Annotated in this window: 24 protein-coding genes; 11 read left to right on the forward strand and 13 right to left on the reverse strand. The window is 29.2% G+C overall.

The window, feature by feature from the left end:
- The first annotated feature begins 321 nt into the window (after positions 1-321).
- On the forward strand, positions 322-1,029 hold the full coding sequence (locus JOC62_RS05240; RefSeq protein ID WP_204594174.1) for an MIP/aquaporin family protein: 708 nt from the start codon (positions 322-324) through the stop codon (positions 1,027-1,029).
- A gap of 29 nt (positions 1,030-1,058) precedes the next feature.
- Positions 1,059-2,555, forward strand: coding sequence for a glycerol kinase GlpK (glpK, locus tag JOC62_RS05245; RefSeq protein ID WP_204594175.1), 1,497 nt, complete (start codon positions 1,059-1,061; stop codon positions 2,553-2,555).
- A 72-nt stretch (positions 2,556-2,627) separates the two neighbouring features.
- Here the strand turns inward: glpK and JOC62_RS05250 are convergent, their stop codons facing one another.
- Positions 2,628-3,173 carry a hypothetical protein gene (locus tag JOC62_RS05250; protein ID WP_204594176.1) on the reverse strand — a complete coding sequence of 182 codons (546 nt, stop codon included), beginning with the start codon at positions 3,171-3,173 and terminating at the stop codon, positions 2,628-2,630.
- Between the two features lie 375 nt (positions 3,174-3,548).
- Here JOC62_RS05250 and JOC62_RS05255 point away from each other — a divergent pair, with 375 nt between their 5' ends.
- Together JOC62_RS05255 and JOC62_RS05260 are read left to right on the forward strand one after the other, a co-directional pair.
- A complete protein-coding gene (locus JOC62_RS05255; protein WP_204594177.1) occupies positions 3,549-4,904 on the forward strand; it encodes a YjiH family protein in 1,356 nt (451 codons plus the stop codon).
- A gap of 93 nt (positions 4,905-4,997) precedes the next feature.
- Positions 4,998-5,279 carry a hypothetical protein gene (locus JOC62_RS05260; protein WP_204594178.1) on the forward strand — a complete coding sequence of 94 codons (282 nt, stop codon included), beginning with the start codon at positions 4,998-5,000 and terminating at the stop codon, positions 5,277-5,279.
- A 130-nt stretch (positions 5,280-5,409) separates the two neighbouring features.
- On the opposite strand, the gene JOC62_RS05265 is transcribed toward JOC62_RS05260, so the two are convergent.
- Positions 5,410-6,225: an alpha/beta fold hydrolase gene (locus JOC62_RS05265; protein ID WP_204594179.1), complete on the reverse strand. Its 816-nt coding sequence runs from the start codon at positions 6,223-6,225 to the stop codon at positions 5,410-5,412.
- Positions 6,226-6,583: 358 nt separating this feature from the next.
- On the opposite strand from JOC62_RS05265, the gene JOC62_RS05270 reads away from it, so the two are divergent.
- Both JOC62_RS05270 and JOC62_RS05275 read left to right on the forward strand, forming a co-directional pair.
- Positions 6,584-6,769: a hypothetical protein gene (locus JOC62_RS05270; RefSeq protein ID WP_204594180.1), complete on the forward strand. Its 186-nt coding sequence runs from the start codon at positions 6,584-6,586 to the stop codon at positions 6,767-6,769.
- A gap of 12 nt (positions 6,770-6,781) precedes the next feature.
- Positions 6,782-7,030 carry a spore coat protein gene (locus tag JOC62_RS05275; protein WP_204594181.1) on the forward strand — a complete coding sequence of 83 codons (249 nt, stop codon included), beginning with the start codon at positions 6,782-6,784 and terminating at the stop codon, positions 7,028-7,030.
- Positions 7,031-7,118: 88 nt separating this feature from the next.
- On the opposite strand, the gene JOC62_RS05280 is transcribed toward JOC62_RS05275, so the two are convergent.
- The 4 genes from JOC62_RS05280 to JOC62_RS05295 form a co-directional block, all read right to left on the reverse strand.
- Complete coding sequence (locus tag JOC62_RS05280; protein ID WP_204594182.1) at positions 7,119-8,054, reverse strand: DUF2935 domain-containing protein; 936 nt, start codon at positions 8,052-8,054, stop codon at positions 7,119-7,121.
- A gap of 171 nt (positions 8,055-8,225) precedes the next feature.
- Positions 8,226-8,546 (reverse strand): DUF5661 family protein, encoded by a 321-nt coding sequence (locus tag JOC62_RS05285; RefSeq protein ID WP_204594183.1) that lies wholly within the window; start codon positions 8,544-8,546, stop codon positions 8,226-8,228.
- Positions 8,547-8,610: 64 nt separating this feature from the next.
- A complete protein-coding gene (locus JOC62_RS05290) occupies positions 8,611-10,617 on the reverse strand; it encodes a molybdopterin-dependent oxidoreductase (RefSeq protein WP_204594184.1) in 2,007 nt (668 codons plus the stop codon).
- Positions 10,618-10,646: 29 nt separating this feature from the next.
- On the reverse strand, positions 10,647-11,606 hold the full coding sequence (locus tag JOC62_RS05295; RefSeq protein ID WP_204594185.1) for an alpha/beta hydrolase: 960 nt from the start codon (positions 11,604-11,606) through the stop codon (positions 10,647-10,649).
- Between the two features lie 114 nt (positions 11,607-11,720).
- On the opposite strand from JOC62_RS05295, the gene JOC62_RS05300 reads away from it, so the two are divergent.
- The gene (locus JOC62_RS05300; protein WP_204594186.1) at positions 11,721-12,158 is read left to right on the forward strand and encodes a GNAT family N-acetyltransferase; all 438 of its coding nucleotides are present in this window, start codon (positions 11,721-11,723) and stop codon (positions 12,156-12,158) included.
- Between the two features lie 101 nt (positions 12,159-12,259).
- Here JOC62_RS05300 and JOC62_RS05305 read toward each other — a convergent pair whose 3' ends face one another.
- Both JOC62_RS05305 and JOC62_RS05310 read right to left on the reverse strand, forming a co-directional pair.
- On the reverse strand, positions 12,260-13,963 hold the full coding sequence (locus JOC62_RS05305; protein WP_204594187.1) for an ABC-ATPase domain-containing protein: 1,704 nt from the start codon (positions 13,961-13,963) through the stop codon (positions 12,260-12,262).
- A gap of 5 nt (positions 13,964-13,968) precedes the next feature.
- A complete protein-coding gene (locus tag JOC62_RS05310; protein ID WP_204594188.1) occupies positions 13,969-14,553 on the reverse strand; it encodes a DUF1836 domain-containing protein in 585 nt (194 codons plus the stop codon).
- Between the two features lie 220 nt (positions 14,554-14,773).
- On the opposite strand from JOC62_RS05310, the gene trhA reads away from it, so the two are divergent.
- Positions 14,774-15,421, forward strand: coding sequence for a PAQR family membrane homeostasis protein TrhA (gene trhA / locus JOC62_RS05315; protein ID WP_204594189.1), 648 nt, complete (start codon positions 14,774-14,776; stop codon positions 15,419-15,421).
- Positions 15,422-15,489: 68 nt separating this feature from the next.
- Here the strand turns inward: trhA and JOC62_RS05320 are convergent, their stop codons facing one another.
- The 3 genes from JOC62_RS05320 to ybaK form a co-directional block, all read right to left on the reverse strand.
- Positions 15,490-16,926: an FAD-dependent oxidoreductase gene (locus JOC62_RS05320; RefSeq protein ID WP_204594190.1), complete on the reverse strand. Its 1,437-nt coding sequence runs from the start codon at positions 16,924-16,926 to the stop codon at positions 15,490-15,492.
- A gap of 145 nt (positions 16,927-17,071) precedes the next feature.
- The gene (locus tag JOC62_RS05325; RefSeq protein WP_204594191.1) at positions 17,072-18,148 is read right to left on the reverse strand and encodes an AI-2E family transporter; all 1,077 of its coding nucleotides are present in this window, start codon (positions 18,146-18,148) and stop codon (positions 17,072-17,074) included.
- Positions 18,149-18,211: 63 nt separating this feature from the next.
- Positions 18,212-18,682 carry a Cys-tRNA(Pro) deacylase gene (ybaK, locus tag JOC62_RS05330; RefSeq protein ID WP_204594192.1) on the reverse strand — a complete coding sequence of 157 codons (471 nt, stop codon included), beginning with the start codon at positions 18,680-18,682 and terminating at the stop codon, positions 18,212-18,214.
- 161 nt (positions 18,683-18,843) lie between these two features.
- Between ybaK and JOC62_RS05335 the strand changes: the two genes are divergently transcribed.
- Complete coding sequence (locus JOC62_RS05335) at positions 18,844-19,365, forward strand: hypothetical protein (protein WP_204594193.1); 522 nt, start codon at positions 18,844-18,846, stop codon at positions 19,363-19,365.
- A gap of 36 nt (positions 19,366-19,401) precedes the next feature.
- On the opposite strand, the gene JOC62_RS05340 is transcribed toward JOC62_RS05335, so the two are convergent.
- Complete coding sequence (locus JOC62_RS05340) at positions 19,402-20,313, reverse strand: CPBP family intramembrane glutamic endopeptidase (protein ID WP_204594194.1); 912 nt, start codon at positions 20,311-20,313, stop codon at positions 19,402-19,404.
- A gap of 326 nt (positions 20,314-20,639) precedes the next feature.
- Between JOC62_RS05340 and JOC62_RS05345 the strand changes: the two genes are divergently transcribed.
- A complete protein-coding gene (locus JOC62_RS05345; protein WP_204594195.1) occupies positions 20,640-21,851 on the forward strand; it encodes a multidrug effflux MFS transporter in 1,212 nt (403 codons plus the stop codon).
- Positions 21,852-22,287: 436 nt separating this feature from the next.
- Complete coding sequence (locus JOC62_RS05350; RefSeq protein WP_204594196.1) at positions 22,288-23,694, forward strand: C69 family dipeptidase; 1,407 nt, start codon at positions 22,288-22,290, stop codon at positions 23,692-23,694.
- A 328-nt stretch (positions 23,695-24,022) separates the two neighbouring features.
- Here the strand turns inward: JOC62_RS05350 and JOC62_RS05355 are convergent, their stop codons facing one another.
- Positions 24,023-25,333, reverse strand: coding sequence for a sodium-dependent transporter (locus JOC62_RS05355; protein ID WP_204594197.1), 1,311 nt, complete (start codon positions 25,331-25,333; stop codon positions 24,023-24,025).
- Positions 25,334-25,662: the final 329 nt, after the last annotated feature.

Raw genomic sequence — 25,662 nt, forward strand, 5'->3', positions numbered from 1 at the left:
TTAGCATATTAAAATACTATACTTATAAATTATTTTTACTCTCTAAAAATCTTTTTACATATCTAGTCAAAAGTGTTATACTATTGTTGTAAACATTTTCAAAAAATAAAAATACATTTACGTTTGATAATTAAATAAAATGAATATAATTTGTGTGATAGAGATTTAGAGAGTTAAGCATAAAGGAGATTTTCATCTTTTTGCTTAGCTTTTTTTTATTTTATTATGTAACCTAAGATTATTTGATTTGTTCATTAACAATATTTTCAAACTATTGCTAATGTTCATATTATAAAAATTAATTCTAATGGGGGTATTTTTATGATCAATTTTCTATCTGAGATGATTGGAACAATGATCCTAATTTATTTAGGTGATGGGGTTGTTGCAAATGTTGTCTTGAAAAAAACAAAAGGCACAAATGGTGGCTGGATGGTTATTACTACTGGCTGGGCTTTTGCTGTCGCTATTCCTGCATTCATATTTGGCGCTACAAGTGGTGCTCACTTTAATCCTGCACTAACTTTAGCATTAGCATCTATTGGAGATTTCCCTTGGAGTCAAGTTCCTATGTATATAACCGCTCAAATGATCGGTGCTTTCTTAGGTGCTTTCCTAGTATTTATTCAATATTATAATCATTTCGAAGCAACTGATGATAAAGATGGTAAGCTTGGAGTATTCTGTACAGGCCCAGCTATAAGAAATGGTAAGTTTAATTTCATAAGTGAATTTATAGGAACATTCTTATTAGTATTTGCTATTCTAGGAATAAATGCAGTTCCAATGGCAAATGGATTAAATACACTTGCTGTAGGACTACTAATCTGGGCAATAGGATTAAGCTCTGGAGGAACTACAGGTTATGCAATTAACCCTGCAAGAGACTTAGCTCCAAGAATAGCTCATGCAATCTTACCAGTGCCAGGAAAGAGAGATTCTGACTGGAAATATGCATGGATTCCTGTAGTTGCACCTATCCTAGGCGCACTAGTTGGAGCATTTACATTTATATACTTATTTAGATAATTAATATTTTTAATTTAGAGGTGAGTGAAATGAAAAAATATGTAATAGCATTAGATCAAGGAACTACAAGTTCAAGAGCAATTATTTTCGATAAGGATCAAAATATAATTGCAGTTAGCCAAAAGGAATTTACTCAAATATATCCAAAAGAAGGATGGGTTGAACATAACCCTATGGAAATATGGGCATCTCAATTTGCAGTACTTCAAGAAGCTATAGCTAAAAGCAATATAAATCAAGATGAAATTGCAGCAATAGGTATAACAAACCAAAGAGAAACTACGATAGTTTGGGATAAAAATACAGGAACTCCTATATATAATGCAATAGTTTGGCAATGTAGAAGAACTGCCCCTATATGCGATAAATTAAGAGAAAAAGGATTAGAAGAATATATAAAAGATACTACTGGATTAGTTATAGATGCTTATTTCTCAGGAACAAAAATAAAATGGATACTTGATAATGTTGAAGGTGCTAGAGAAAAGGCAGAAAAAGGTGAATTATTATTTGGAACAGTTGATACATGGCTTGTTTGGAAACTTACACATGGAAAGGTTCATGTAACTGACTATACTAATGCATCAAGAACCATGCTATTTAATATAAGAGATTTAAAATGGGACGAAAAATTATTAAATGAATTAAATATACCTAAGAGTATGCTTCCAGAAGTTAAAAGCTCATCAGAAATTTATGGATATACTAATTTAGGCGGAGAAGGTGGTGTTAGAGTTCCAGTTTCAGGTATGGCAGGTGATCAGCAAGCTGCTCTATTTGGACAAACTGCCTTTAATAAAGGTGATGCTAAGAATACGTATGGTACTGGATGTTTCTTACTTATGAATACAGGTAATGAAATGGTTAAAAGTAATAAAGGCCTTCTAACAACAATAGCAGCAAGTACTAAGGATAATGTTCAATATGCTTTAGAGGGATCCATATTTGTTGGTGGTGCTGTTATACAATGGCTTAGAGATGAATTAAGATTATTAAATGATGCTGCTGATTCTGAATACTTTGCTAAAAAAGTTAATACCAATGGTGGAGTATATGTTGTACCTGCCTTTGTAGGACTTGGTGCACCTTATTGGGATATGTATGCTAGAGGAGCAATCCTTGGATTAACTAGGGGATCTAATAGAAACCATTTAATAAGGGCTGCTTTAGAATCAATAGCTTACCAAACTAAAGATGTTTTAGATGCAATGGTTTCTGATACAAATTGCGAAGTAAACGTTTTAAGTGTTGATGGCGGTGCAAGTAGAAATAAATTCTTAATGCAATTTCAATCTGATTTAATAGGTAAAAATGTAGAAAAGCCAATAATAGTAGAAACAACAGCGCTTGGTGCTGCTTATTTAGCTGGATTATCAGTTGGATTCTGGAAAGATAAAGAGGAAATTAAGTCTATGAAATGCATTGGTGAAACATTCATGCCTAAGGCTTCTAAGGATGATATGGATAAATATTATACTGGATGGCAAAAGGCTGTTAAGAGATCTATGGATTGGGAAGAAGATTAATTAATAACATTTAACTATAAAAGAACTATCAATTATAATTGATAGTTCTTTTTTATTTAATGTTTTATCAATCTATTTACTGCTCTCCTTATAGTTATTGATTGTATATTCTACATTATTTATTGATTGATCAACTGACTTTAAGGAATTTTGAATTAAGCTTTTATTTTGCTCTTTTTCTGCTGATTGAATAGCTTCATCTAACTTTGTTTTAGCTTTATTTAATTCATCTAGGCAGCTTTCTACACTTTCTATTGCACTTTGTGTATTTTGTTCATTTTGATTATTTTGTGTACCTTGTTCATTTTGTGTATTTTGCCCATTTTGTACATTTTGTGCATACTGCGCATATTGTGCATTTTGTGCGTATTGAGCATATTGAGCATTTTGTGCAACTTGTGCATTCTGCACATTTTCTTCATTCTGTGGCCTTTGCATATTTTGTGTACCTTGAGTATTCTGTTCATCTTGTGAACCTTGCGTATTTTGTGCACCTTGAGTATTCTGTTCATTTTGTGAACCTTGCGTATTTTGTGCACCTTGAGTATTCTGTTCATTTTGTGAGCCTTGCTTATTTTGTGCACCTTGCGTATTCTGTTCATTCTGTGAGCCTTGCATATTTTGTGCACCTTGCGTATTCTGTTCATTCTGCGAGCCTTGCTTATTTTGCGCACCTTGCGTATTCTGTTCATTCTGCGAGCCTTGCTTATTTTGCGCAGTTTGCATATATTGAATACACTGTGAGTCTTGTGTATTTTGTTCATTTTGTGCCATCGCAATTCACCCTCCTTCATTTCTTTCTACCTTAATATTGTCTGTAGTTTTCTTTATTTGATACTCAACTATTTTAAATTAAGCCTTTAATGTTTTATGTATATTTTATGAATATTTTTATTAAAGAGGGTATCTTTTTTTAATATTTTAGGTTATCATGTATATATATTGTATATTTATAAGTAATTTATGCATAAAATTTATATAAAGGAGCTAATTATGGAAAAGATAGATACTAAACATCACACGGCATCATTATTGAAATTTATAATACCATCTTTAATCGGAATATCTCTATTTATGATACCAATGAAAATAGATGGAGATATAACTATACCAATAGCATTTATGGCTAATTTTATTAAGGGAAATTTTACAGAATTGCTTAAGTTTATGGCATTAATACTTATTTCACTATCAGTTGTAGGTAGTGTTGTTATAAAATTATTTAAACCAAAATTTTTAACTGAAAATGCTTATTTAAATAATCTATTTAATGTAACACCACTATGGTTTATTGCTAGAATCTTAGGAATGATTTTTATTATATGTACATTTTTTAAAATTGGACCAGAATTCATATGGTCAGAGAATACTGGTGGACTTGTTTTAAATGATTTATTACCTATACTAATAGCAGTTTTCCTATTTGCAGGATTCTTACTTCCACTACTTTTAGATTTTGGTCTTTTAGAATTTGTTGGATCACTTCTTACTAAATTCATGAGACCGATATTTAACTTACCAGGTAGATCTTCAATTGACTGTATAGCTTCATGGCTTGGTGATGGAAGTATTGGTATACTTTTAACTTCAAAACAATACGAACAAGGTTTTTATACTAAAAGGGAAGCTGCTGTAATTGGTACAACATTCTCTGCTGTTTCAATTACATTCTGTCTAGTTATAATATCTCAAGTAGGACTTGCTCATATGTTCCTACCATTTTATTTAACAGTTACACTTTCAGGAATAGTTGCTGCAATAATAATACCTAGAATACCACCTCTTTCAAGAAAGAAAGATGATTACTTTGGTGGTCAGGATTCAAAAAATTTAGAAGTTATACCAGAAGGCTATACTCCATTTTCTTGGGGACTTGAAAAGGCTGTAGAAAAGGCTAGTGACAATACTCACCCAAAAGAATTTGTTATATCAGGAATAAAAAATGTACTAGATATGTGGATTGGTGTTCTTGCAATAGTTATGGCTATGGGCGGAATTGCACTTATGATTGCAGAATACACTTCAATATTCCAAGTTATGGGTACACCATTTATTCCATTATTAAAATTACTTGGTGTTCCAGAAGCTGCTGCTGCTGCTCAAACATTAGTTGTTGGTTTTGCTGATATGTTTATTCCATCAGTTCTTGCAACTAGTATAACTAGTGAAATGACAAGATTTATAGTTGCTTGTATATCAGTTACTCAACTTATTTATATGTCAGAAGTTGGTGGACTTTTACTTGGATCAAAAATTCCAGTTGGATTAAAAGACTTAGTAATATTATTTATAGAAAGAACTATCATAACACTACCTGTTATTGTTATAATGGCAAATATATTCTTTTAAATAAAAACCTCATCTATAGATGGGGTTTTTGTTTAATATGTAGCAATATATGGTATAATCTGTATAATATATTTAAATTAGGAGGTGATTACTTTGTATAGTTTCACTAAGACATGTCCTAAATGTAAAGAAGATTTTAAAGTTACTCAAGTAAAAATGAGTAGAGTTACAAAATGTCCTCATTGCAAAACTCCCCTAATAGCTACTTTATCTAATACCTTTGTTGCAGGAATATGCTTAGTTATAGGTTATGGTGTATCTCAACTCCTATCAACTAAAGGAATTGTTCCTTTCTATATTCCATTTGTAATAATAGCTATAATTACATTATTTATAGTAGAACCAATTACCATGAAGTATAAAATAAAGGAATAGGGTTAAATTCCCTATTCCTTGTGTTTTATAATAATCCTTTTAACTTATCTATATAAAGTAATAATTAAAATATTATTATTTTGAAATTATACATCAATAATATACATATTAATATTATATAAGTTTAATACTACTTCTCTTCAATAAAACATCTTACTTCCCTATTAAACCTATCTTTTTCATCATAAAATAATCCATGACCACTTTTTTCAAATTTTATAAGCTTAGAATTTCTAATAAGATCTCTTTGCGCTTCACCAAGTGGAGGTAAAACAACTTTATCATGAACACCATGCAAAATTAATGTAGGAACATGAATCTCCTCCAAATCTTCAAATAAACATTCGTTAATCCAAGTGTTAGCGATTGCTGCTGTAGACCATCCCGCCGCTTGAAATCCTAATTGTAAAAACCATTCAGAAAATGGTCTACTTATCTTCTTATAAAAGAATATTTTACCAAAATCCTCTAACATTTTAGGTCTATCTCTATAAGTTCCCTCTATAATGTTTTCAACTGTCTCCACTTTTGATCCGTAAGGAAAATTTGCTCGTTTTATAAGACTAGGAGCCGCTGCTGCACAAAGTACAAGTTTTGATACCCCATATTGTTCATGCCTTGCCATATATCTTGTAGCAATTGCTCCACCAGTAGAATGCCCCAATAATGTACAGTCTTTTAATTTTAACTTTTCCATGACACATCTTACATCATCAGCTAATGTATTATAATCATATCCATCCTTTGGTCTATCAGACTTACCGAAACCTCTTTGGTCCAACCCAATACATCTATATCCTTTTTTTGAAAAGTAATCAAATTGATATTCAAATAGCTCATGACTACCTGGCCATCCATGTAAAAATACAATTGTTTTATTTCCTTCCTCATTAAGGTCTTCTACATATACTTTTACATTTGAATCAACTTCAACATAATATCCCATTATTTAATTCCCCATTATTTAAGAGTTTTCATTATTATAATACTCTATCCATATATATTCGTGAATTTAATCTACTATATTTAGATGCTTATATATATTTTTCGTAAATGAATCAACAAATAACGTATGTTTCTTTAATCTATTGAATTGCTAGGTTCTCTTCTATCATTTCTAATAAAATAATTAACTACACTTAAATTTTATAACTTATTTTTATCTATAAGAATTAATTATATACTAATCTAAATATACCATTATTAGAATTAATAATCTAAAATAACCATTGCTTAATTAAGAATAACTTTTTACTAGATTGCAGATATTAATATTGAACATTAAACAAAAGGAGTTGAATATTGTGGCTAATTTAAACGAATTAGAATTACAAAATTTACGTCACCTAATCGGTGCTCATGGTACAATCGAAAAAAAATTAACAGATTACTCTAATCAATGTACAGATGCAACATTAAAGCAAATGTTACAAAAAGATGCTCAAGATGCTAAAAAAAGTAAGGACAAATTAATGTCCTTCTTAGGATAGGAGGTATTATTTATGCAAGAAAAAGAAATGATAAGCGATTACCTTGCTGGCTTAAATGCTAGTCTAGCTGGCTATGGAGGTATAATAGCTCAAACAGAAAATAAAGAACTTCGTGAAACTATTCAAATGATGAGAAATCAAGATGAAACTCGTCAATATGCTCTTTTCCAAAAAGCGAGAGAAAAGGGATATTACATACCTGCTGAACAAGCAAAACCTGAAGAAGTAGCGACAGTTAAACAACAAATGTCAAAAGGCTAATATTAAAACAAAAAGAGGTGAATTTTTTAAAATTCGCCTCTCCTAATTTATTGATATCTTATAGATAATTTTTAATTAACTATAACCCCTAACATTCTTCTATTTTTCCTTTATATTTTTCTAATATTCTAATATAATGGTTAGCTTCCCTTAGTACATGATCTCCAAGGAGAGGTAAAATTATTGATCGTATTTTACATTCATCTATACCCTTTGTTCCAGCTTGCTTAAAATCTTTAATTTTAATTGTTTCATTTAAGGTTTCCATAGTAACATCAGACATTGTTTCATCAGTCATTCTACGTGCCTTTTTAATAATCATATCATACTCTTTAGCAATCTTATCTGACGTATCAATTAAATTATTCTCAGCCGGATCAAGTAATCCTCTAATAAATAGCGCATGCTCCATCATAATTCTATCCCAAAATAGTTGAGTTTCTTTAATATCCCTATTATCAATCTCCTCAACATCTTCATTATTCTCAAGCTTTACTATATAATCACGATATAATTTTGCCTCTCTGATTATATGTTCAATAAGTAGAGGATAATTCATTGTAAATATCTCACAACATAGTACACAATCCAATATTCTCATCTTTAAATCTATAAGGCCCTCTACCAATCTCCTTGCTCTCTTATTAAGCTGCTTTACATCTTTAACCGTTTCAGACTTAATATATTTATGTTCTTCACAGTGTAGCTTTAGCTCCATCATAGTTATCTTTTCATTTATCTTTATGCCTGTAAAGTGCTCTGTTTTTCGTTCCGTGCTTAATGTATAGTCAGTAAAAAATTCTCCAGACTCTAATACTTCTTCCCTAATTATACCGTCACTTAGTTTAACTGCTTCTAATAAAACTTCCTCAAATCTTCGCTTATAACAATCCGCTTCTTTAGCAAGTTTAGAATCTTTAGGTGTAAACCCTGCCTCTAAAAAAAGAGAATGCTCTTTCATTATTCTTGCAAAAAATAAATGTAATTCTAACGATAGTACAACATACTTTTTATTACTTATCATAACTTTTCTCCCAAAAAAAAATTTATTATATTATATTCTTAAAGGTTACTTTAAGTTCCTGTCACCTTTCACCTTTAAGGACGTTTTATAATCACGAAAATATTTCTAAATATAAAAAGATACACAATCTTATAAAAATTGTGTATCTAATTTACAAATAATATCCCTATGTTATCTTTTTTTGCTCCAATAAACCTCAGCTTCAGATTCAAGTTTTTTAAGTCTTGTATAATAATCCGGAAATTCCATCAAGTGTGCCAAAGCTATTTTACCTGTTAATATAGGATCATCATGTGTAACATCAGTCCTTGGCGATCTACTTCCATGTTCAAGTTCTACATCTAGTCCCATTCTAAATTGCTCTATATCAAACTTTTCTTTAGGAAAATCAATTTTTAAGTCTTTAGCTATCTTTTTTGCTTCTTCAAGAGTGAAAGATTTCTTATTTGGATCTCCTCTAAACCTCATTATTACCCAATCATTATGCTTCATTTTTTCATTCCATAAATATTATTTTTCAAGGTTATTATATGCTTTATATCCAAAATGTGAGACACTATTTACGCTTAGTTTCTATCTCTACAAAGGTTTCATTATATGTTACTTGTCCACCTATATCTGATATTCCTGACTCTGTTAATAAGTTAGGATTTCCATGCTTATTCCACCATCCTACATACATCATTACAACATCATCAATTACAGATTCATCTATAATTATTTCTACTTTTATTGCTCCATTTGTTGATTTTAAGTTTACCGTCTCTCCATTAGATATATTTATACTCTTTGCCATCTTCTCATTTATATAAGCTTTAGATATACCTTCTGTATCCATGAAATGCTGACTAGATAGAGAATCCCTGCCATGATTAGTTAATAGTCTAAATTTACCTTCCCTATTATCTTTGAAGTTATCTCTATATAAAGAAATTTCAAACTTGCCTGATGGTGTTAAAAATTTTTTATCCTCCCATGGAATGCTCTCATGTATTGTTATATATTCATTTTTTATTTTATCTAATGACATATCTTTATAATAACCTTTAAGTGGTTCTATAACCTTAGTTAAATATTCTTTCTTTGAGACTAATGGATATTTCTCTATTCCCATTCTCTTTGCTAATTCCATAAAGAAATAATACTCATCCATATACTTATTCTTAGGTTCTACAAGTTTCTCATTATAAATAATATATGGATTTGTCATTGAGCTAAATAGTAAATCTTCACTTTCTAATGTGCTTGTAGTTGGGATAACCATATCACAAATATTTGCTGTGTCTGTCATAAACATATCAAAACAAACTTTAAATTCAATTTTATTTATTGAATCCTTAATCTTATTTAAATCAGCTAATTGATTTAATAAATTACTTTTAGTTATAACAGCCATCTTTATTGGAATATTTAATTTCTCTAAATCTTCTCTATTTTTTATATCATTAGTAAATATTCCATTTTTATAATAGGTATCACCCTCTATTGTTTCGTCAATAAAATCACTTATATCACTTACATAAAACAGTCTATTATCACCGAAATTTTCGCTATTATAAGGATCTCCATTTAATATTTTAGGATAAACTTTATTTGCATAGTTTACTCCTCCACCGCTAAAACCTATTTGTCCTGTTATAGCCCCTAAAGCATCTATAGATCTAATCGTATTTCCACCGTTTTTATATTTTTGCATTCCATAACCTAATAAAAGTGTAGAGTATTTATTAGTATATAACTCAACTAATTTTTCTAAAGCATCTCTAGATACCCCAGATCTTTTTAAAAGTTCATCTAGTTCTAACGATTCAATATATCTTCTATAATCATTAAATCCTAATACATATGAATCTATATATTCAAAATCACATAAATCTTTTTCTATGATTATCTTTCCCATTGCTAAAGCTAAAGCATAATCTCCACCTGGCTTAACTCTTATATATAAATCAGAAATTTTAGCAGTCTCAGTATATATAGGATCTATTACTACTATTTTGCTTCCATTAGCCTTAGCTTTTCTAATCATTTGCATGGTATGAATAGTAGTAAATGCAGGATTTTTACCCCAAACAAATATACTTTTGCTATTTAACATATCTTCTAATGAATGGCTTCTAACATCTCCAAAATCATATTTCTGTGCCGTTATTCCAGCACTCCAACATGGACCCCCTTTTGATGTACTTACACCACCATACATATTAAAAAATGTATTCCCTATACTCTTTAATATAGCTCCATTACCATATTGTTCATAGTACATAATTGATTTTGAACCAAAATCAGTTTTATACTTTTTTAATTTCTCTGCCATTATATCTAAAGCCTCATCAAATGATATCTCCAACCACTTATCATCTCTTTTTATCATTGGGCTATATATTCTATCTTTATGATTTAATCTATCTAAATGAGCTAGTCCCTTTTTGCATACAAATCCTTTAGTGTATGGATGTCCCTTATCACCTTCTATTTTGATTATATTATTATCATCAACGTAAACATTAAATTTACAGCAATCAAAGCAATCTAAAGTACAACCATGACTTAACTTTCTCATAAAGTCCTCCTTTATTTCTATAAAGTATTTTAAATATTCTTATCTATAAATTTCTTTATTGTATCCCAGTAAAGCTCAGGATTTACTGTTGCTGCCTTAGCATGTCCGGCACCTTCTATTACTAACTTTTCCTTCTCAGAATTTGCTGCATTATATAATTCATCCAACATAAAGTATGGAACAAAGTCATCTGCATCCCCATGTATAAATAGCATAGGTGTCTTTGATTTAGCAACTTGCTTTATTGCAGAGCCCTCTCCAAGCCAATATCCAGCTCTTATCTTACTAACTACACTCGCTGCATTCATTACTGGAAATGATGGTAACTTAAAAAGTGCTTTTAATTGATATGAAAATTCATCCCAAGCTGAAGTATAACCACAATCCTCGATTATAGCCTTAACATTGCTTGGAAGTTCTTCTCCCGCTGTCATCATAACTGTAGCCGCCCCCATTGATACTCCATGAAGTACTATATTTGCATTCTCATTTTCATCTATTATATGATCTATCCATTTTATAATATCTAATCTATCATCCCATCCCATGCCTATATAGTCACCTTCGCTTTTTCCGTGCCCTCTTAAGTCTGGAATTAGTACATTATATCCCATATCATAAAAAGGTTTTGCAAAGCTAGACATTTGCTTTCCTTCACTAGTATATCCATGAACAACTACAACCCAGTTGTTTGTTTTCTTTGTATTTATAACTTCATAGCTATGAAGTTTAAGCCCATCATTAGACTTTACATATTTATCTTTATAATCTGATTCCGCTAAAAGCCATTCTAGATCTTCAGATCTAGTTTCCCCACTAGTTTCATCTTTAGATACTGCATCACTGCTTGCTTCTTCAGTTGCACCAAATATTGCATCCTTTGACATGTGTGGGTTAAGTGCTAAATTATAGAAATAATTTCCTACAAAACCTAATATCCCACCTAATAATATTATAATTACTACTAATATAGAAATTATTATTTTCATACCTACACATCCCCTCCTACTTAATAATATACTAAATTTTTATTATATACTGTTCACAAATAACTATATATAATAAAATCTTAATATAAATACATTAATTTGGGGTGAATTTTAATGAATGAGATAATAATAAAAGAGGTATTTTTTAATACTCCAGAATATAAATCTGAATTGAGACTTAGAGATAATGTTTTAAGAAAGCCTTTAGGAATGGATATATCAGATGATGCTTTAGAAATAGAAATATATGACTATCATATTTGTGCACTTATTAATTCTAAAGTTGTGGGTACACTTCTATTAAGGAAATTTAATAATACTACACTTCAAATGAAACAAGTCGCTGTAGATGAATCTTTACGTAATAAAAATATAGGAAGAAAACTTATATCTTTTGCAGAAAGCTTTGCTAAAGATAAAGGTTTTACTAAAATAATACTAAATGCTAGAAAAACAACTATAGCATTTTATGAAAGAATTAGTTATAAAAAGATAGGTGAAGAATTCACAGAAGTAGGAATTTTACATATGAAAATGACTAAAGATTTATAAGTACAAGATCATTTTGCTTATAGATTGAATCATATAACTAATCACAAAAAATAGTAACTAGATATGCCCCTGTACAAATCTAGTTACTATAATTTTAAAATTTACTTTATTCTAAGCTTTCTATATCTATTAAAGGCAGCCATTATTTCTTGTTTTCTTGGAAGTGCTAAGTTTCCAGCGCCGCCTTTAGTTCCGCTAATTGATAGTAAGCCTTTATTTTTTATCTCATCTATTATTTTATCTGTTATTTCAATCATAGTAAGACTATTATTAACTAATTTATCATCAGCCCATTTCATTACGTTTCCAATTGTAGTTACCTGCTCTTTATCTACTATTTGCTCAACAGATCTTAAATTTAATTCTTCTCTATTTATATTAAGTCCATCTACCCCTAGAGTCTTAATTTTCACACCCTTTGGACCCTTCTCTATTGATCCCTTTAATAACTTTCTATCAAAGTTTATGTCAATCTTTAAATCTCTATCTTCTATTCTCTTAAGAATAAGTCCCTTAGCTAATCCCTTAGCTTTATTTGTTACATCCTTTGGCTCATATGCATCCATTTGTATTACAGTATCTGCAATATCAAAATAATCTCCTGAACTTCCAACAACTATGATAGTTGATATATCCTTTTCTTCATATATTCCTCTAACAAGCTCTATAAATGGAGTTATTGGCTCATTTTCGTTAGATACTAAGCTTTGCATAACATCATCTCTAATCATAAAATTAGTTGCAGATGTATCTTCATCTATAAGTAATAAATTGCTACCTGATTCCATGGCCTCAACTATATTTGCAGCCTGTGATGTACTACCACTAGCATTTTCACTTGTAAACTTCTTAGTATCTTTTCCATTTGGAAGGTTATTTATAAATAAAGATATATCATCCTTTATTATTGCTCTACCATCTTCAGCTCTAACTTTCATAGCTGTGCTATCAGATATAACATACTCTCTTCCATCACCTTCTATGTGATTGTATACTCCAAGTTCTAGAGCATTTAAAAGAGTTGACTTACCATGGTATCCTCCACCAACTATCAAAGTTATTCCCTTTTTTATTCCCATTCCTTTAATTATTCCTTTGTTTGGTAATTTTATTGATACCTCTAATTCCTTTGGTGATATAAATTCTCTTCCATCTCTTAATGGTCTAGTTGATACACCACTTTCTCTTGGTAATATTGATTCATTAGCAACAAATGAAACTAATCCCTGTCTTTTAAGTTCTTCTCTTATAAACTCTTGATCACATACAAGTTTAACTCTATTTATAAGTTTATTTTTATTTAGCTTTTCATATTTTAAGCTATCATCTACTATCTTCGGTAAGAAATCATAAAGTATCTTTTGAAGTTCTCTTCCTAAAACACTTCTTCCCCTAGCTGGAAATCCAACTTCAAATCTTGCTTCAATTTTATCTTTATCTATAACAATTGCTGTTCTATCTAGTATTTCTTGTGGGCATCTACTTATATTTATCATTCCACTTTTACCAGATCCCATAACCCTTTCTCCAAATCTATTTATATTTTGAGAAAAAACCCTAGTTATAAAATCTTGAACTGCTATTCTTTTATGGGTTTCATTAAATAAATCATATGGAATCTTATTTACATTACTTTTCATACTTACTCTTATTCTTGATGGTGATGCAAACGGATCTCCTTGAACATGATCTATATGAAGTATATAATCTGAAAAATCATAATCTCCCTCTAATACTTTATAAGATTTATAACCTCTACCATCTATAGAATCTATTTGCTTCTTTAGGTCATTTAAATTTTTCATAAATTTTATTTTCCTCCTTCTATAGTTAAGAACTCATCTATAATTTTTTCTCCCATTCTTCTATACATATTGCTCATATTAATCATTGAACATAGAAGTAGAAACTTTTCTTCAAAATCCTTATCTTTATGATTTTTAACCTTATTTTTTACTAATTCATCCTTATCACAAACGCTCTTTTTAAAGCTATCTAAATCTTCTTCGCACTGTTCTAAATAAGCATTATATACCTCTCTTAAAGGATATTCTGATCCATTTTCAAATTCTTTTACTATATGATCTAAAGATGATTTTATATCACTTATTGATAAACTGCCCTTTAAATTATAAATGAGGCTCATAAGTATTAAATGCTCTTTTGAATACTTTTTATTTTTAATTGGCATAAGAAGCTTACCCTTAGCATAATTATTTATCATTGTTTTTGTTAATACCTTATCTTCTTTATTTCTTTTAGCGTCATTATATTTACTCTCAAATAACTGTATAACTTGGTCCATATATAGATCTATTTCCGGCATATCTTCTAATCTAATATTTTTCTCTAATGCCATTTCCTCTATCAACTTTATTATTTGTTTTTTTTCCATAACTTCACTTCCCAATCTAGTTTCAAAAACTACGTGTCAAAATATCTATATTTTAATAATAATAGTATTTCGGAGATAATTCAATATTTTTACAGTATTTTAAGTATTTTTACTCATTTTTGAGTCAATAATAACTTTGACCATATTTAGTTATAAATAATATAATAATATTATAATAAGTAGTTATAAAAACTACGTGGAATTTTTTGGAGGTTTAAGTATGGATAAATATTTTAGAGAACCAGTAAATGGGCTTACTCACCTTATAGGTGCTGCTCTTTCATTAGTAGGATTAATAGCTTTAGTTATAAAGGCGATATTAACCCATAGTGGATTTATTGCTATACTGTCAGTTATTATGTTTGGAATCAGCATGATTTTGCTTTACTCAGCTTCTGCGACTTATCACTCAGTTATTTCTACCGAAAAGGTAATATATAGATTAAAAAAATTAGATCACTCAATGATATTTGTACTTATCACAGGTTCATATGCACCATTTTGCTTAATAGCTCTGAACAATAAAATTGGTTGGATTCTATTTGGAGCAGTATTAACCTCTGGTGTACTTGGAATTATATTTAAAATGTTTTGGGTTGGTTGCCCTAAATGGATTTCAAGCGTAATGTATATAGCAATTGGTTGGTTTGCTATATTTGCAATATACCCATTATCACAAGTATTAGTACCTCAAGCTTTATTTTTACTAGTTCTTGGGGGAGTTATGTACACAATTGGTGGGGTTATCTACGCATTTAAGGATGATAGACTTCAAATAGGACCCTTTGGTACTCATGAAATTTTTCACATCTTTATAATGCTTGGAACTCTCTGCCACTTTATAGCAGTATTCTTTTACGTTATTTAATATAACAAAATGAGTGTCTTTACTATTATTATTTATATAACAGTAAAGACACTCATTTTATGTTTATATTAAAGTTTCATTATATCCATTCTTTTAACTCTATTATGGAGATCTGATGACCTTGGTGCTAAGCCACCTACATCTTCTTCCTTTATATTTAGAGTTTCTGCAATAAGCTTTCTAACTCTTGGTCTACAAAATGCCCCTTGGCATGTACCCATCCCAGCTCTTGTACGTCTTTTAATAGCATCTATAGAGCAAATCTTTATCTCTCTATTTAGTGCATCTACTATTTCAGCTTCAGTGACTGTTTCACATCTACATATTATATGTTTCTTTGGATCTATTGCATTAATATCTCCTTTAAAGTCCCTATCTTTTTTAATAAATATAGGTTTTCTATAGGCAATAAAATCATTATTTTCTTCTAATTTTAGTCCTGAATCTCTAAGTATTCCAATTACCTTCTTAGCTATTGCAGGTGATGATGTAAGCCCTGGTGAGTCTCCTGTTACATTTAGGAATCCTTTAACATCAGTCTCCTCCACTATAAAATCCTTAGTTGAACTAGTAGGTCTTACTCCCGCAAAAGAAGTTAAAGCCTTCTTCATATCAAATCCACTTACTGATTTTCTTGCAGAATCTACAATCTCTCTAAGGGATTTTTCATCTGTTGATACATCATCTTTATGAGCAACTTGCTCTGCATCTGGACCTATTAAAAGATTGCCATGATAAGTTGTTGTAACTAATATCCCTTTTCCCTTTTTAGTAGGCACTTGGAATATTACCTTATTCACTAAATAAGCTTGATCTTTATTAAATATTATATATTCACCTTTTCTAGGAATAATATCAAATGTGTCTACTCCTATCATTTTTGATACCTTATCACTATATACACCAGCTGCATTTATTACATATCTTGATTCAATAACACATTTATTAGTTTTAACTTTAAATCTATCTCCTGACTTTTCAAGTCCTATAACTTCCTCACTTAGTCTTAATTCCATTCCATTTTTTATGGCATTTTCTATAAGGGCTATAGTAAATTCATATGGAGAGCATACCCCTGAATCACTACAATATAACGCCCACTTTACTTCCTTATTTAGATGAGGCTCCATTTTAATTACTTCTTCACCATCTATTATTTTAAGTCCACCTACTCCATTTTCTATACCATCATTATAAAGTTTTTCTAAATGCTCCTTCTCTTCATCTGAGAATGCTAATACTAGAGAGCCTGTCTCCCTATAACCAAAATTTAGATCCTTTTCTAGATCAGCGAACATTCTATTCCCTTTAACGCAAAGCTCAGCCTTTAATGTTCCTGGAGTATCTGCATATCCACCATGTACTATTCCACTATTAGCCTTGGAGCAGCCACAGCTAACATCTTCCTCTTTTTCTATCATACAGACTTCTAATTTGTATTTTGAAAGTTCTCTAGCGATGTTTCCACCAATAACTCCACCACCAATTATTACAACATCATACACAATATCACCCCTTTAATAATAATAGTTCTTATTACCTGATAGTTCTTAATACCAATTATATCACTAATTTAAACATTTACATAAATAAATAACTATCTTATAATTATAGAATTATAAGATAGTTATTTATTATATTTATTATTTTCTAATTGAATTTTTTCTCTATTATTTTTTCATAAGATATATAACCATTGTCTCTTAAATTTTTCAAAATCACTTTTAATAATGAATATATAGGCACTATACAAAAAGCTGCTATAGGACCTCCAATTGCAGCAGCTCCTACAACTAAAAATATATCCGTTATTGGATGTATCTTCATGGCCCTTCCCATAATAAATGGTACAACTACTCTTCCTTTTAAAGTCTGAGCTATTATAAATAATATAGTAAGTTTAATTATCATACCTAGTCCCATAGATGCTGCAAGTATATATGGGATTATCATGGATATAAAAAATCCAACAAAAGGTATAAATGCTAATACAAATGTCGATCCTGCTAAAAATAACGCACCTGGCATACCTATTATTTTATATCCTATAAAGACCATTATTGCTAAAGATAATGCTACTGTAGCCTGACCTATTATATAACTTGATAATACTGTATCACTTTCAGATAGTATATCCTCAGCAGTACCTTGATATTTCTTAGGGCAATATTTAAGTACATGAGGTTTAAACTGATCTCCATCTCTTAACAAGAAAAAAGTTATTAAAATAACAAGTATAACATTTGAAAATAACATCATTCCCTTATTAAATATTCCGCCTACATTAGATAGTATTAAATTAATATATCTTATAATCTGATTAGCAAATCCATCTATAAATACTTTTAATTGACCATCATTAAAACCTTTTTCTGCAAATTCTCTTATATTATTTTCTATTAATATTGAATTTATAATTTGCCTTAATTGTATTATCTGCTTTATAAAATATTCTCCAAAATACTTTGCTATACCTGATAGCACAAATATAAAAATAACAAGTGTTAAAGCTGTTGCCATAGAACGCTTTAATCCCTTTCTTATAAATATCTCATTTAATGGTTTCAATATATAAAATAAAAAAACGCCAAATATCATTGGTGTGAATATAACCAAAACAAACACATCTATAAATTCATCTATTACTTTAAAGTTTCCAAGGATATATAATAAAATTACTATTAAATTAGCTATAATTAAATACGATATAACCTTCTTTGTTTTCATAATAAACTCTCCTTTTTCATTATAAGGTTAGTTTATCCAAGTTAGCTTATACCATACATACTACTATTTTATTAAATCTTCAAAATCCACTCTAATTGCTTTTTCTATATCTTTTGGATTCATCTCTATCTGAAGTCCTATCTTTCCACCACTAAAGACTATCTTTTCCAGTTCTAGTCCTTCCTTTTGTATAAATGTTTTATACTGTTTTTTCATTCCTATAGGAGAACAACCTCCCCTTATGTATCCAGTTAGTTTATTTATATCTTTAACATGTATCATTTCAACTTTTTTCTCCCCTGATACCTTTGCAGCTTTCTTCAAGTCTAATTCCTCAAGTACAGGAATAACAAATACATAAAGATTTTTTGAGTTACCAATTGTAACTAATGTTTTATATACTGTCTTTGGATCTTGCCCTGTCTTTTCTGCTACTGAAGCTCCATCTATATGACCATCTGAGCAGTCATACTCAAGTGCATTGTATTCTATTTTATTCTTGTCTAATATTCTCATCGCATTAGTCTTTTGCATAATAATCACTCCATTTTTAAAATCTCATATATTTATTATACACATTATTTTTGAAATCTTATATTTTCCTTAATGTAACCTTAAATATTCCTTTTTTTAACCCTTTTGTTGTTAATTAGGTGTTAGACATGCTTTATACTATTCTTATAGGGGGTGATTTTTTGAAGAAATTAATTATAATTCTTGTATCAACTGCCATTATTGTTTTATTTGCTTTTGAACAAGAGTATATTCCTAATGAAAGTTTAAATAAAGAAGAAAATTTTATCTCTTATAAAAGATTAGATAATGTTATATCTAATTACTTAAAAAAAGATTATAAAGATAAGCACTTTTCTAATGCAAATCAAATATTTTTATCATATGACATTGTGGGAAAAGAAGTTGAAAACAATGTACTTCTTGCTTATATAACATACTCTCTATCTGGATATAAAGTTGATAAGACTACAGCCAAAAACACATCTAATGAAGATTTCAATGGAGTAATATCTATTTTAAAAAATGATAAAGATTTTATTGTTACTGATTTTAAGTCTATCTCTCATAATAAAGATATTAAAACTATATTTCCAAAAGAATATATTTTGGAAACTAAAATTAATCCTAATCTTAGACATCGTGAAATAATAAAAGAAAAACTACATGCTTGGCAAAATATAAATAAGGTTACAATAGAATAAGCTAACTTATATTTTAAAATATAGGTTAGCTTATTTTTATATCTTTAATTTATTTTTTCTTATAAGTAAGTATACTAAAATAGCTATTCCAATAGCCAATATTAAAGTAACTATAACCCCGCCCTCTGGTCCGAATGTTCCACCATTAATTAAATTATTTTCTAATATTTTCGTGTTTATAATACTTCCTACACCTGTCTCTGTACCACTTACTAGAAATCCAAATATATTTCCTTGAGCGAAATTCCAAGCACTATGTAATGCACATACCCCCCAAAGACTTTCCTCATAAATTGCATATATAGCAGCAAAAATTCCAAATAATATTAGGTTTACTATAGCAAGCGGTGCTACACCTGCATTTCCAAGATGAAGTACTACAAAATATGACGATGATATTATTATTGCAACTATAGGTGAAATTTTAACCCCTAAAACTGGCAACATATGACCTCTCATCATAATTTCTTCTGATGCACCTTGAATAATCCAAGCTATAATCATAAATATAAAGGATATTAAAAAAGAAAAATCTAAATTTTTATTAAATACAAATTTTCCATTACCTATAGCAACTATTAAAACAGCAACTATAAAAATCATTAAAACCCCTATAAGAAATCCTCTTATGTATTTAAATATAGCATTATCTTTAAGTGAGAATCCCATAGTAGCTATTTTTCTCTTTTCTTTAAATTTAACTATTAGAAAATATACTATAATTACTGATCCTGTTGATATCATAAGCCCTAAAGGCCTATTTATAGATGCAAACGCTCCAATTCTCCATATTCCTAAAAGTTTCATAATCATTGTCATTAATACTACTATAGGAAGTGCTAAGAATGGCACTATTATAGGAAGTAATAACGTAAATATAATTCCTGATGGTTTCCCATCTTTAACTTTTTTAAATAAGCTCTCATTTGAACTAAATAAATTTCTCAAAATAAACTATCTCCCCTTTATGCTTAATCTGTTTAATAGTTACAACTATTATTTACCTATCATTTATATCTATTCCTTTGTTAATTCTCTATACTATTATTTTATATATAAATTTACTTATAAATTCTTAAGAAATTATTTTTAATATTTAAAAGTTATAGAAAATAAAGTAAACATAGACCTTTCCTTACATTGACTTATGTTTAATTTGATATTATCATTTCTTTATGCAATAACTTAGGCATTTACATTACTAGTCAATTATCTAATGTAAATGTCTAAGTTCTTGTTTTTTATTATAAAATTGAATACACAGGGAGATTTAAATGAACACAGAAGAAAAAATCAATAATACTCAAAAATTCTTAGGAGATAAAGGTTTTATATTATTTATTGGATTTTTAAGCGCCTTTGTCCCTATGTCTACTGACCTCTATCTACCTGCATTACCTAAAATGGTAGATACTTTTCATACAGATATAAGTACATTAAACTTAACAATAACATTTTTCTTTATTTTCTATGCAATTGGTATGTTATTTTGGGGACCATTAAGTGATAAATACGGAAGACGTAAAATTCTTTTAATAGGAATGACTTGTTACTGTATAGGAAGTTTTTTATGTGCAAATTCAAGTAGCGTTGAAACACTTATAATATCTCGTATAATTCAAGCTATGGGTAGTGGTTCTGCCGTATCAGTTTCTACTGCTATGATGAAAGATGTCTATACTGGCAAAAAATTAGTCGCCATGTTAGCTTTAGTTCAATCAATAGCGATGACTACACCAGTTATTGCTCCTTCAATAGGCGCACTTATATTAAAATATTCTTCATGGCACGGAATATTTTGGACTTTAACAATTGTTAGTATAATTGGTATAGTTGGTGGGATTTTATTAGAAGAAACTTTAATAACTTATAGCACTCAAAAATTATCTAAAGTTTTTGGTAATTTAAAAGTTGTTAGCAAAAATCCAGGGTTTTCATTACTTATGCTTATATTTTCAATAACATCAATACCACTTATGGCTTATATAACTATGTCATCTTATATCTACATCGATGGTTTTGGTTTAAAAGATGATGTTTATACTTACTTCTATTCTTTCTCTGCTATATTTTTAATAATAGGGCCAATGCTCTACGTTAAACTAGCAAAAAGATTTAAAAGTAATAGTATTATGACTGTAGACTTTATAGTTTTAATTTTAAGCGGAATTTTATTAATTACAGTAGGAAATAAATCGCCATATATTTTTGCCCTTTCATTAGTTCCTGCTATGCTTTGTGGTAATATGTTAAGACCACCTAGTACAAACTTAATGTTAGCTCAGCAAGATACCAATATAGGCTCAGCGTCTTCCCTTATAAGCTTCGCGAATACAATAATGGGTAGCGTTGGAATGTTCCTTATAACTTTAAATGTAGGTAATAAAATAGTTGCCATTGGAACTATGTATTTAATTGTTGCTATAACTAGTTTAACGTTATGGGTTCTATTCCATAAAAAACCTTTCATAAAACAAACATACTAAACTTTAAAATAAAGGCTAGGAGTGAATTCCTAGCCTTTTAATTTATATAAATATTTATTTTTCATTTCTTCTATAAAAATTTCTTAAATAATTATATGTTTAATTTAAAAATGTTAGCCATAGCTAATTCAAATTACTATTTAACTAAAGTACACTAAATATTTCATAACTATTATAACATTCTCAATATTAAATATGGTTCATTAAACTTTTTATAGTATCCATTTTAAAAAGTATATTAAACGTTATAAATAAGCACTTTAGGTATCAATAATTAAAATTTAGAAGGATTTACAAAATAATCTTAAAGTATATCATATGAATTATAGAGTGTCTTGAAAATGTTACTATGTAATATAAAATATGTAAATAAATATTTTATTTAATTATAAACTTGTTAACTAAATTAAATAAAAAAACTTAGGAGGAATGTATTATGTGTACAACTGTTTTAGTAGGAAAAAAAGCTTCAATTGATGGTTCAACAATTATCGGTAGAAATGACGATACTTTTGCACCTTATAATCCACAAAGATTTTATGTTCAAGCATCCAATAAAGAACAAAGTGGCATTTATTCTTCTAATCAAAATGGATTTAAGGCTGAGCTACCTAAAGTCGCTTATAGGTATCAAATTGTTCCAAATGTAGATATAAAAAAAGAAGGGTTCTTTGGAGAAAGTGGCTTTAATGAAAAAAATGTAGGAATGAGTGCAACAGAAAGTGTTTATGCAAATGAACATGTACTAGCTTATGACCCTTTATTATCAGATGGATTAGCTGAAGATTCTATGATGCTTATGGTACTCCCTTACATTGATTCAGCAAAACATGGTGTTGAGTATTTAGGTAATTTAATTAAAACACATGGTTCTGCAGAAGGAAATGGTGTTATTTTTAGTGATAAAAATGATGTTTGGTATATGGAAATAGTAACAGGACATCATTGGGTAGCTCAAAGAATACCAGATGATGCATGTTGTGTAATTGCAAACCAAGTATCTATTGAAGAGATAGATTTTAATGATCATGAAAACTTTATGTGGTCAGAAGGAATTCAAGAGTTTGTAGAAAAAAATAATCTAAATCCAAATTTATCTGGATGGAACTTCCGTAAAATTTTTGGTACAAGCACAGAAAAAGATCGTCACTATAATACTCCAAGAGTTTGGTTTGGACAAAGATATTTTAATCCAGATATTAAACAAGAGCCTGATTCTAATGATTTACCATTCATTTTCCATGCAAATAGAAAACTTTCTGTGGAAGATGTAGAATATATTTTAAGTTCTCATTATGACGAGACAGTATATGATCCATATGGTAAAGGAACAGAAACTGAAAAACTTTTATTCAGACCAATTTCCTTAAACCGTACTCAAAATTCTCATGTAATGCAAGTTAGAAATAATGTGCCAGAAGACTTGTCTACAATAATGTGGATATGTGTAGGTGTTCCTGCTTATACACCTTATGTACCATTTTACGGAAATTCTAACGACTCAGATCCAAGCTATAGTGATACAAAATTAGAATGGAATTTAACTGATGCTTATTGGATGTATCGTACTGTTACTGCCTTAGTAGAAGGCCATTACAGCAAATTAATCCAATCTGATTTAGATTATTTAAAAGAGTGTCGTGAATTCTTAATTAGAACTATTAATGAAACAGATGAAGCTGGTAAATACTTAAGGAATGAAGAAGCAACTAAATTCTTAACAAATAAAAATCATGAAATTGTTGCTAAGATGCGTGAAATTACTATGAAATACATTGGAGAACTAGTAGTTAAAAGCATTGAACTTTCAAAATTGACATTTGATATGGATAAAAATTTATAAAGGTCACTTTGACTAAAACATTAAATTAAGAGCTTAGTTACATTAAAAAATAAATTTAGCCTAAATTTTAAATGTATTTTTTAATGTAAAGTATTTTTATAATTCAAATTGAAATTTATATTAGTCTACTATCAAAAAGAGAAACAAAAAGCCACATAGTTCTATACTATGTGGCTAATATATAAAAATCCTAATAATCATTAAACTCTAATCGTAATAAATAAAAATGATCTCTAAAAACATTCTCTCTAGTGCAATGAAGTTAGTTTTCTTTTATTTCTCTAAATTATCTTTTTTGTTATGATCAAATATACTTCAATAGATATTTCTAACCTATCCCCCCATAAACAATACCAAGTACTATTACACATATTGTTGTTATACTAAATACATACTTACCCATAACTATAAATCCATCACCAAGCTTTCTTTTAGCTCCAATATTAACTTCTTCAAGGACATTATCTGCTCCATGCATGAAATAAAAGGTTAAAGCAACTATAAGAGTTGCAATTGGTGATATAACTATTGTTATTAAATTAGTAAAATTATCAAAGCCGCTCATGCTCAAATTTAAAGGTATTGATAATATAAATCCTATAAGCGCAACAAGTATTGAGGCTTTTTTTCTTGTAATCTTAGTTTTTTCCATCAAAGCTTCAACTGGCCCTTCAAGCATATTTATTGATGAGCTTATAGCTGCAAAAAGTATACTTAAAAAGAATATAACACTTAATATATGTCCTCCTGGCATTGATTTAAATATTGTTGGCATTGTTATAAAAAGTAATGGTGGCCCAGCTTGTGGATCTAATCCAAAAGAAAATACTGCTGGCATTATTACAAATGATACTAAAAGTGCTGCTGATGTATCTAATATAGCTGTGCTAAATGCTGATTTTGGAATATCAAAGTCTTTATCAATGTAGCTTCCGTATACAACCATTCCACATCCATTAAGAGAAACTGTAAAAAAAGCTTGACCTAAAGCCATAACCCAAGTTTCTGGCTTTAATAGATACGAAAAGTCTGGTGTTAAAAGATACTTAACTCCCTCCATTGCATTAGGAAGTGTTAAAGATCTAATTGCAAGTAATATAAATATTATAAATAATGCTGGCATTATTATTTTATTTATCTTTTCAATCCCCTTTGTCACTCCAATGTATACAATTCCAAGAGTTATGGCTATGGCTATAAAATTAAAGAATATAGAACTACTAGTTCCTGCAAAAGAATTAAAATAATTTGGTATATCTACTTTTGATATATTACCTGTTATACTCATACCAAAATATTTTATTATCCATCCAATAACAATGTTATAAAACATGAATACTCCCATGAGTCCAATTGCAGGTATTAAGGAAATAAGCCTATTAAATTTTATTCCTTTACCTTTAAGTATTTTACTAAGTCCAGTTGATGATCCCCCCTTAAATCTTCTCCCAAAAGAGAATTCCGTCATAAGTCCTATCGTACCAAGTCCAAAAACAAATATGAAGTATGGTATTAAAAATGCCGCACCTCCATATTGACCAAGTCTGTATGGAAACATCCATATGTTCCCAAGCCCTATTGCCGCTCCTATACACGCCAATACAAATCCTACTTTACTACTAAATTTTTCTCTTTTCATTTTTTTAATGTCCCCCTTCTTATCCTACTATCCTACTAATCAATATACATATTTATTATGTACTTGATGATTAAATTTATATAAAAAGCCACATAGGTGATTTCTCTCCTATGTGGCATATTTTACTGTAAAAATAAAAAGCACCACATAGTATTTCGTCCTATGTGGCTAATAATATATTAAATCCGAACAAGTCATTTAACCTTAACCATCATAGATACAAACTTAAAGTTTCGACTAAAGTTTGTATCTATAATTTCATTTCATAAATACAAACTTTATCTATAATAATTAAAGTAATATGCTATATTAACTTTTTTTATAAAATT

Source organism: Clostridium sardiniense (assembly GCF_016907995.1).
GTDB lineage: Bacteria > Bacillota > Clostridia > Clostridiales > Clostridiaceae > Clostridium > Clostridium sardiniense.

What these genes read in the sequence shown, in the direction of transcription:
- JOC62_RS05240 (WP_204594174.1), top strand. Translation starts at nt 322, where the DNA reads ATGATCAATTTTCTATCTGAGATGATTGGAACAATGATCCTAATTTAT.
- glpK (WP_204594175.1), top strand. Translation starts at nt 1,059, where the DNA reads ATGAAAAAATATGTAATAGCATTAGATCAAGGAACTACAAGTTCAAGA.
- JOC62_RS05250 (WP_204594176.1), bottom strand. Translation starts at nt 3,173, where the DNA reads ATGCAAGGCTCACAGAATGAACAGAATACGCAAGGTGCACAAAATAAG.
- JOC62_RS05255 (WP_204594177.1), top strand. Translation starts at nt 3,549, where the DNA reads ATGGAAAAGATAGATACTAAACATCACACGGCATCATTATTGAAATTT.
- JOC62_RS05265 (WP_204594179.1), bottom strand. Translation starts at nt 6,225, where the DNA reads ATGGGATATTATGTTGAAGTTGATTCAAATGTAAAAGTATATGTAGAA.
- JOC62_RS05275 (WP_204594181.1), top strand. Translation starts at nt 6,782, where the DNA reads ATGCAAGAAAAAGAAATGATAAGCGATTACCTTGCTGGCTTAAATGCT.
- JOC62_RS05280 (WP_204594182.1), bottom strand. Translation starts at nt 8,054, where the DNA reads ATGATAAGTAATAAAAAGTATGTTGTACTATCGTTAGAATTACATTTA.
- JOC62_RS05285 (WP_204594183.1), bottom strand. Translation starts at nt 8,546, where the DNA reads ATGAAGCATAATGATTGGGTAATAATGAGGTTTAGAGGAGATCCAAAT.
- JOC62_RS05290 (WP_204594184.1), bottom strand. Translation starts at nt 10,617, where the DNA reads ATGAGAAAGTTAAGTCATGGTTGTACTTTAGATTGCTTTGATTGCTGT.
- JOC62_RS05295 (WP_204594185.1), bottom strand. Translation starts at nt 11,606, where the DNA reads ATGAAAATAATAATTTCTATATTAGTAGTAATTATAATATTATTAGGT.
- JOC62_RS05300 (WP_204594186.1), top strand. Translation starts at nt 11,721, where the DNA reads ATGAATGAGATAATAATAAAAGAGGTATTTTTTAATACTCCAGAATAT.
- JOC62_RS05305 (WP_204594187.1), bottom strand. Translation starts at nt 13,963, where the DNA reads ATGAAAAATTTAAATGACCTAAAGAAGCAAATAGATTCTATAGATGGT.
- JOC62_RS05310 (WP_204594188.1), bottom strand. Translation starts at nt 14,553, where the DNA reads ATGGAAAAAAAACAAATAATAAAGTTGATAGAGGAAATGGCATTAGAG.
- trhA (WP_204594189.1), top strand. Translation starts at nt 14,774, where the DNA reads ATGGATAAATATTTTAGAGAACCAGTAAATGGGCTTACTCACCTTATA.
- JOC62_RS05325 (WP_204594191.1), bottom strand. Translation starts at nt 18,148, where the DNA reads ATGAAAACAAAGAAGGTTATATCGTATTTAATTATAGCTAATTTAATA.
- ybaK (WP_204594192.1), bottom strand. Translation starts at nt 18,682, where the DNA reads ATGCAAAAGACTAATGCGATGAGAATATTAGACAAGAATAAAATAGAA.
- JOC62_RS05345 (WP_204594195.1), top strand. Translation starts at nt 20,640, where the DNA reads ATGAACACAGAAGAAAAAATCAATAATACTCAAAAATTCTTAGGAGAT.
- JOC62_RS05350 (WP_204594196.1), top strand. Translation starts at nt 22,288, where the DNA reads ATGTGTACAACTGTTTTAGTAGGAAAAAAAGCTTCAATTGATGGTTCA.
- JOC62_RS05355 (WP_204594197.1), bottom strand. Translation starts at nt 25,333, where the DNA reads ATGAAAAGAGAAAAATTTAGTAGTAAAGTAGGATTTGTATTGGCGTGT.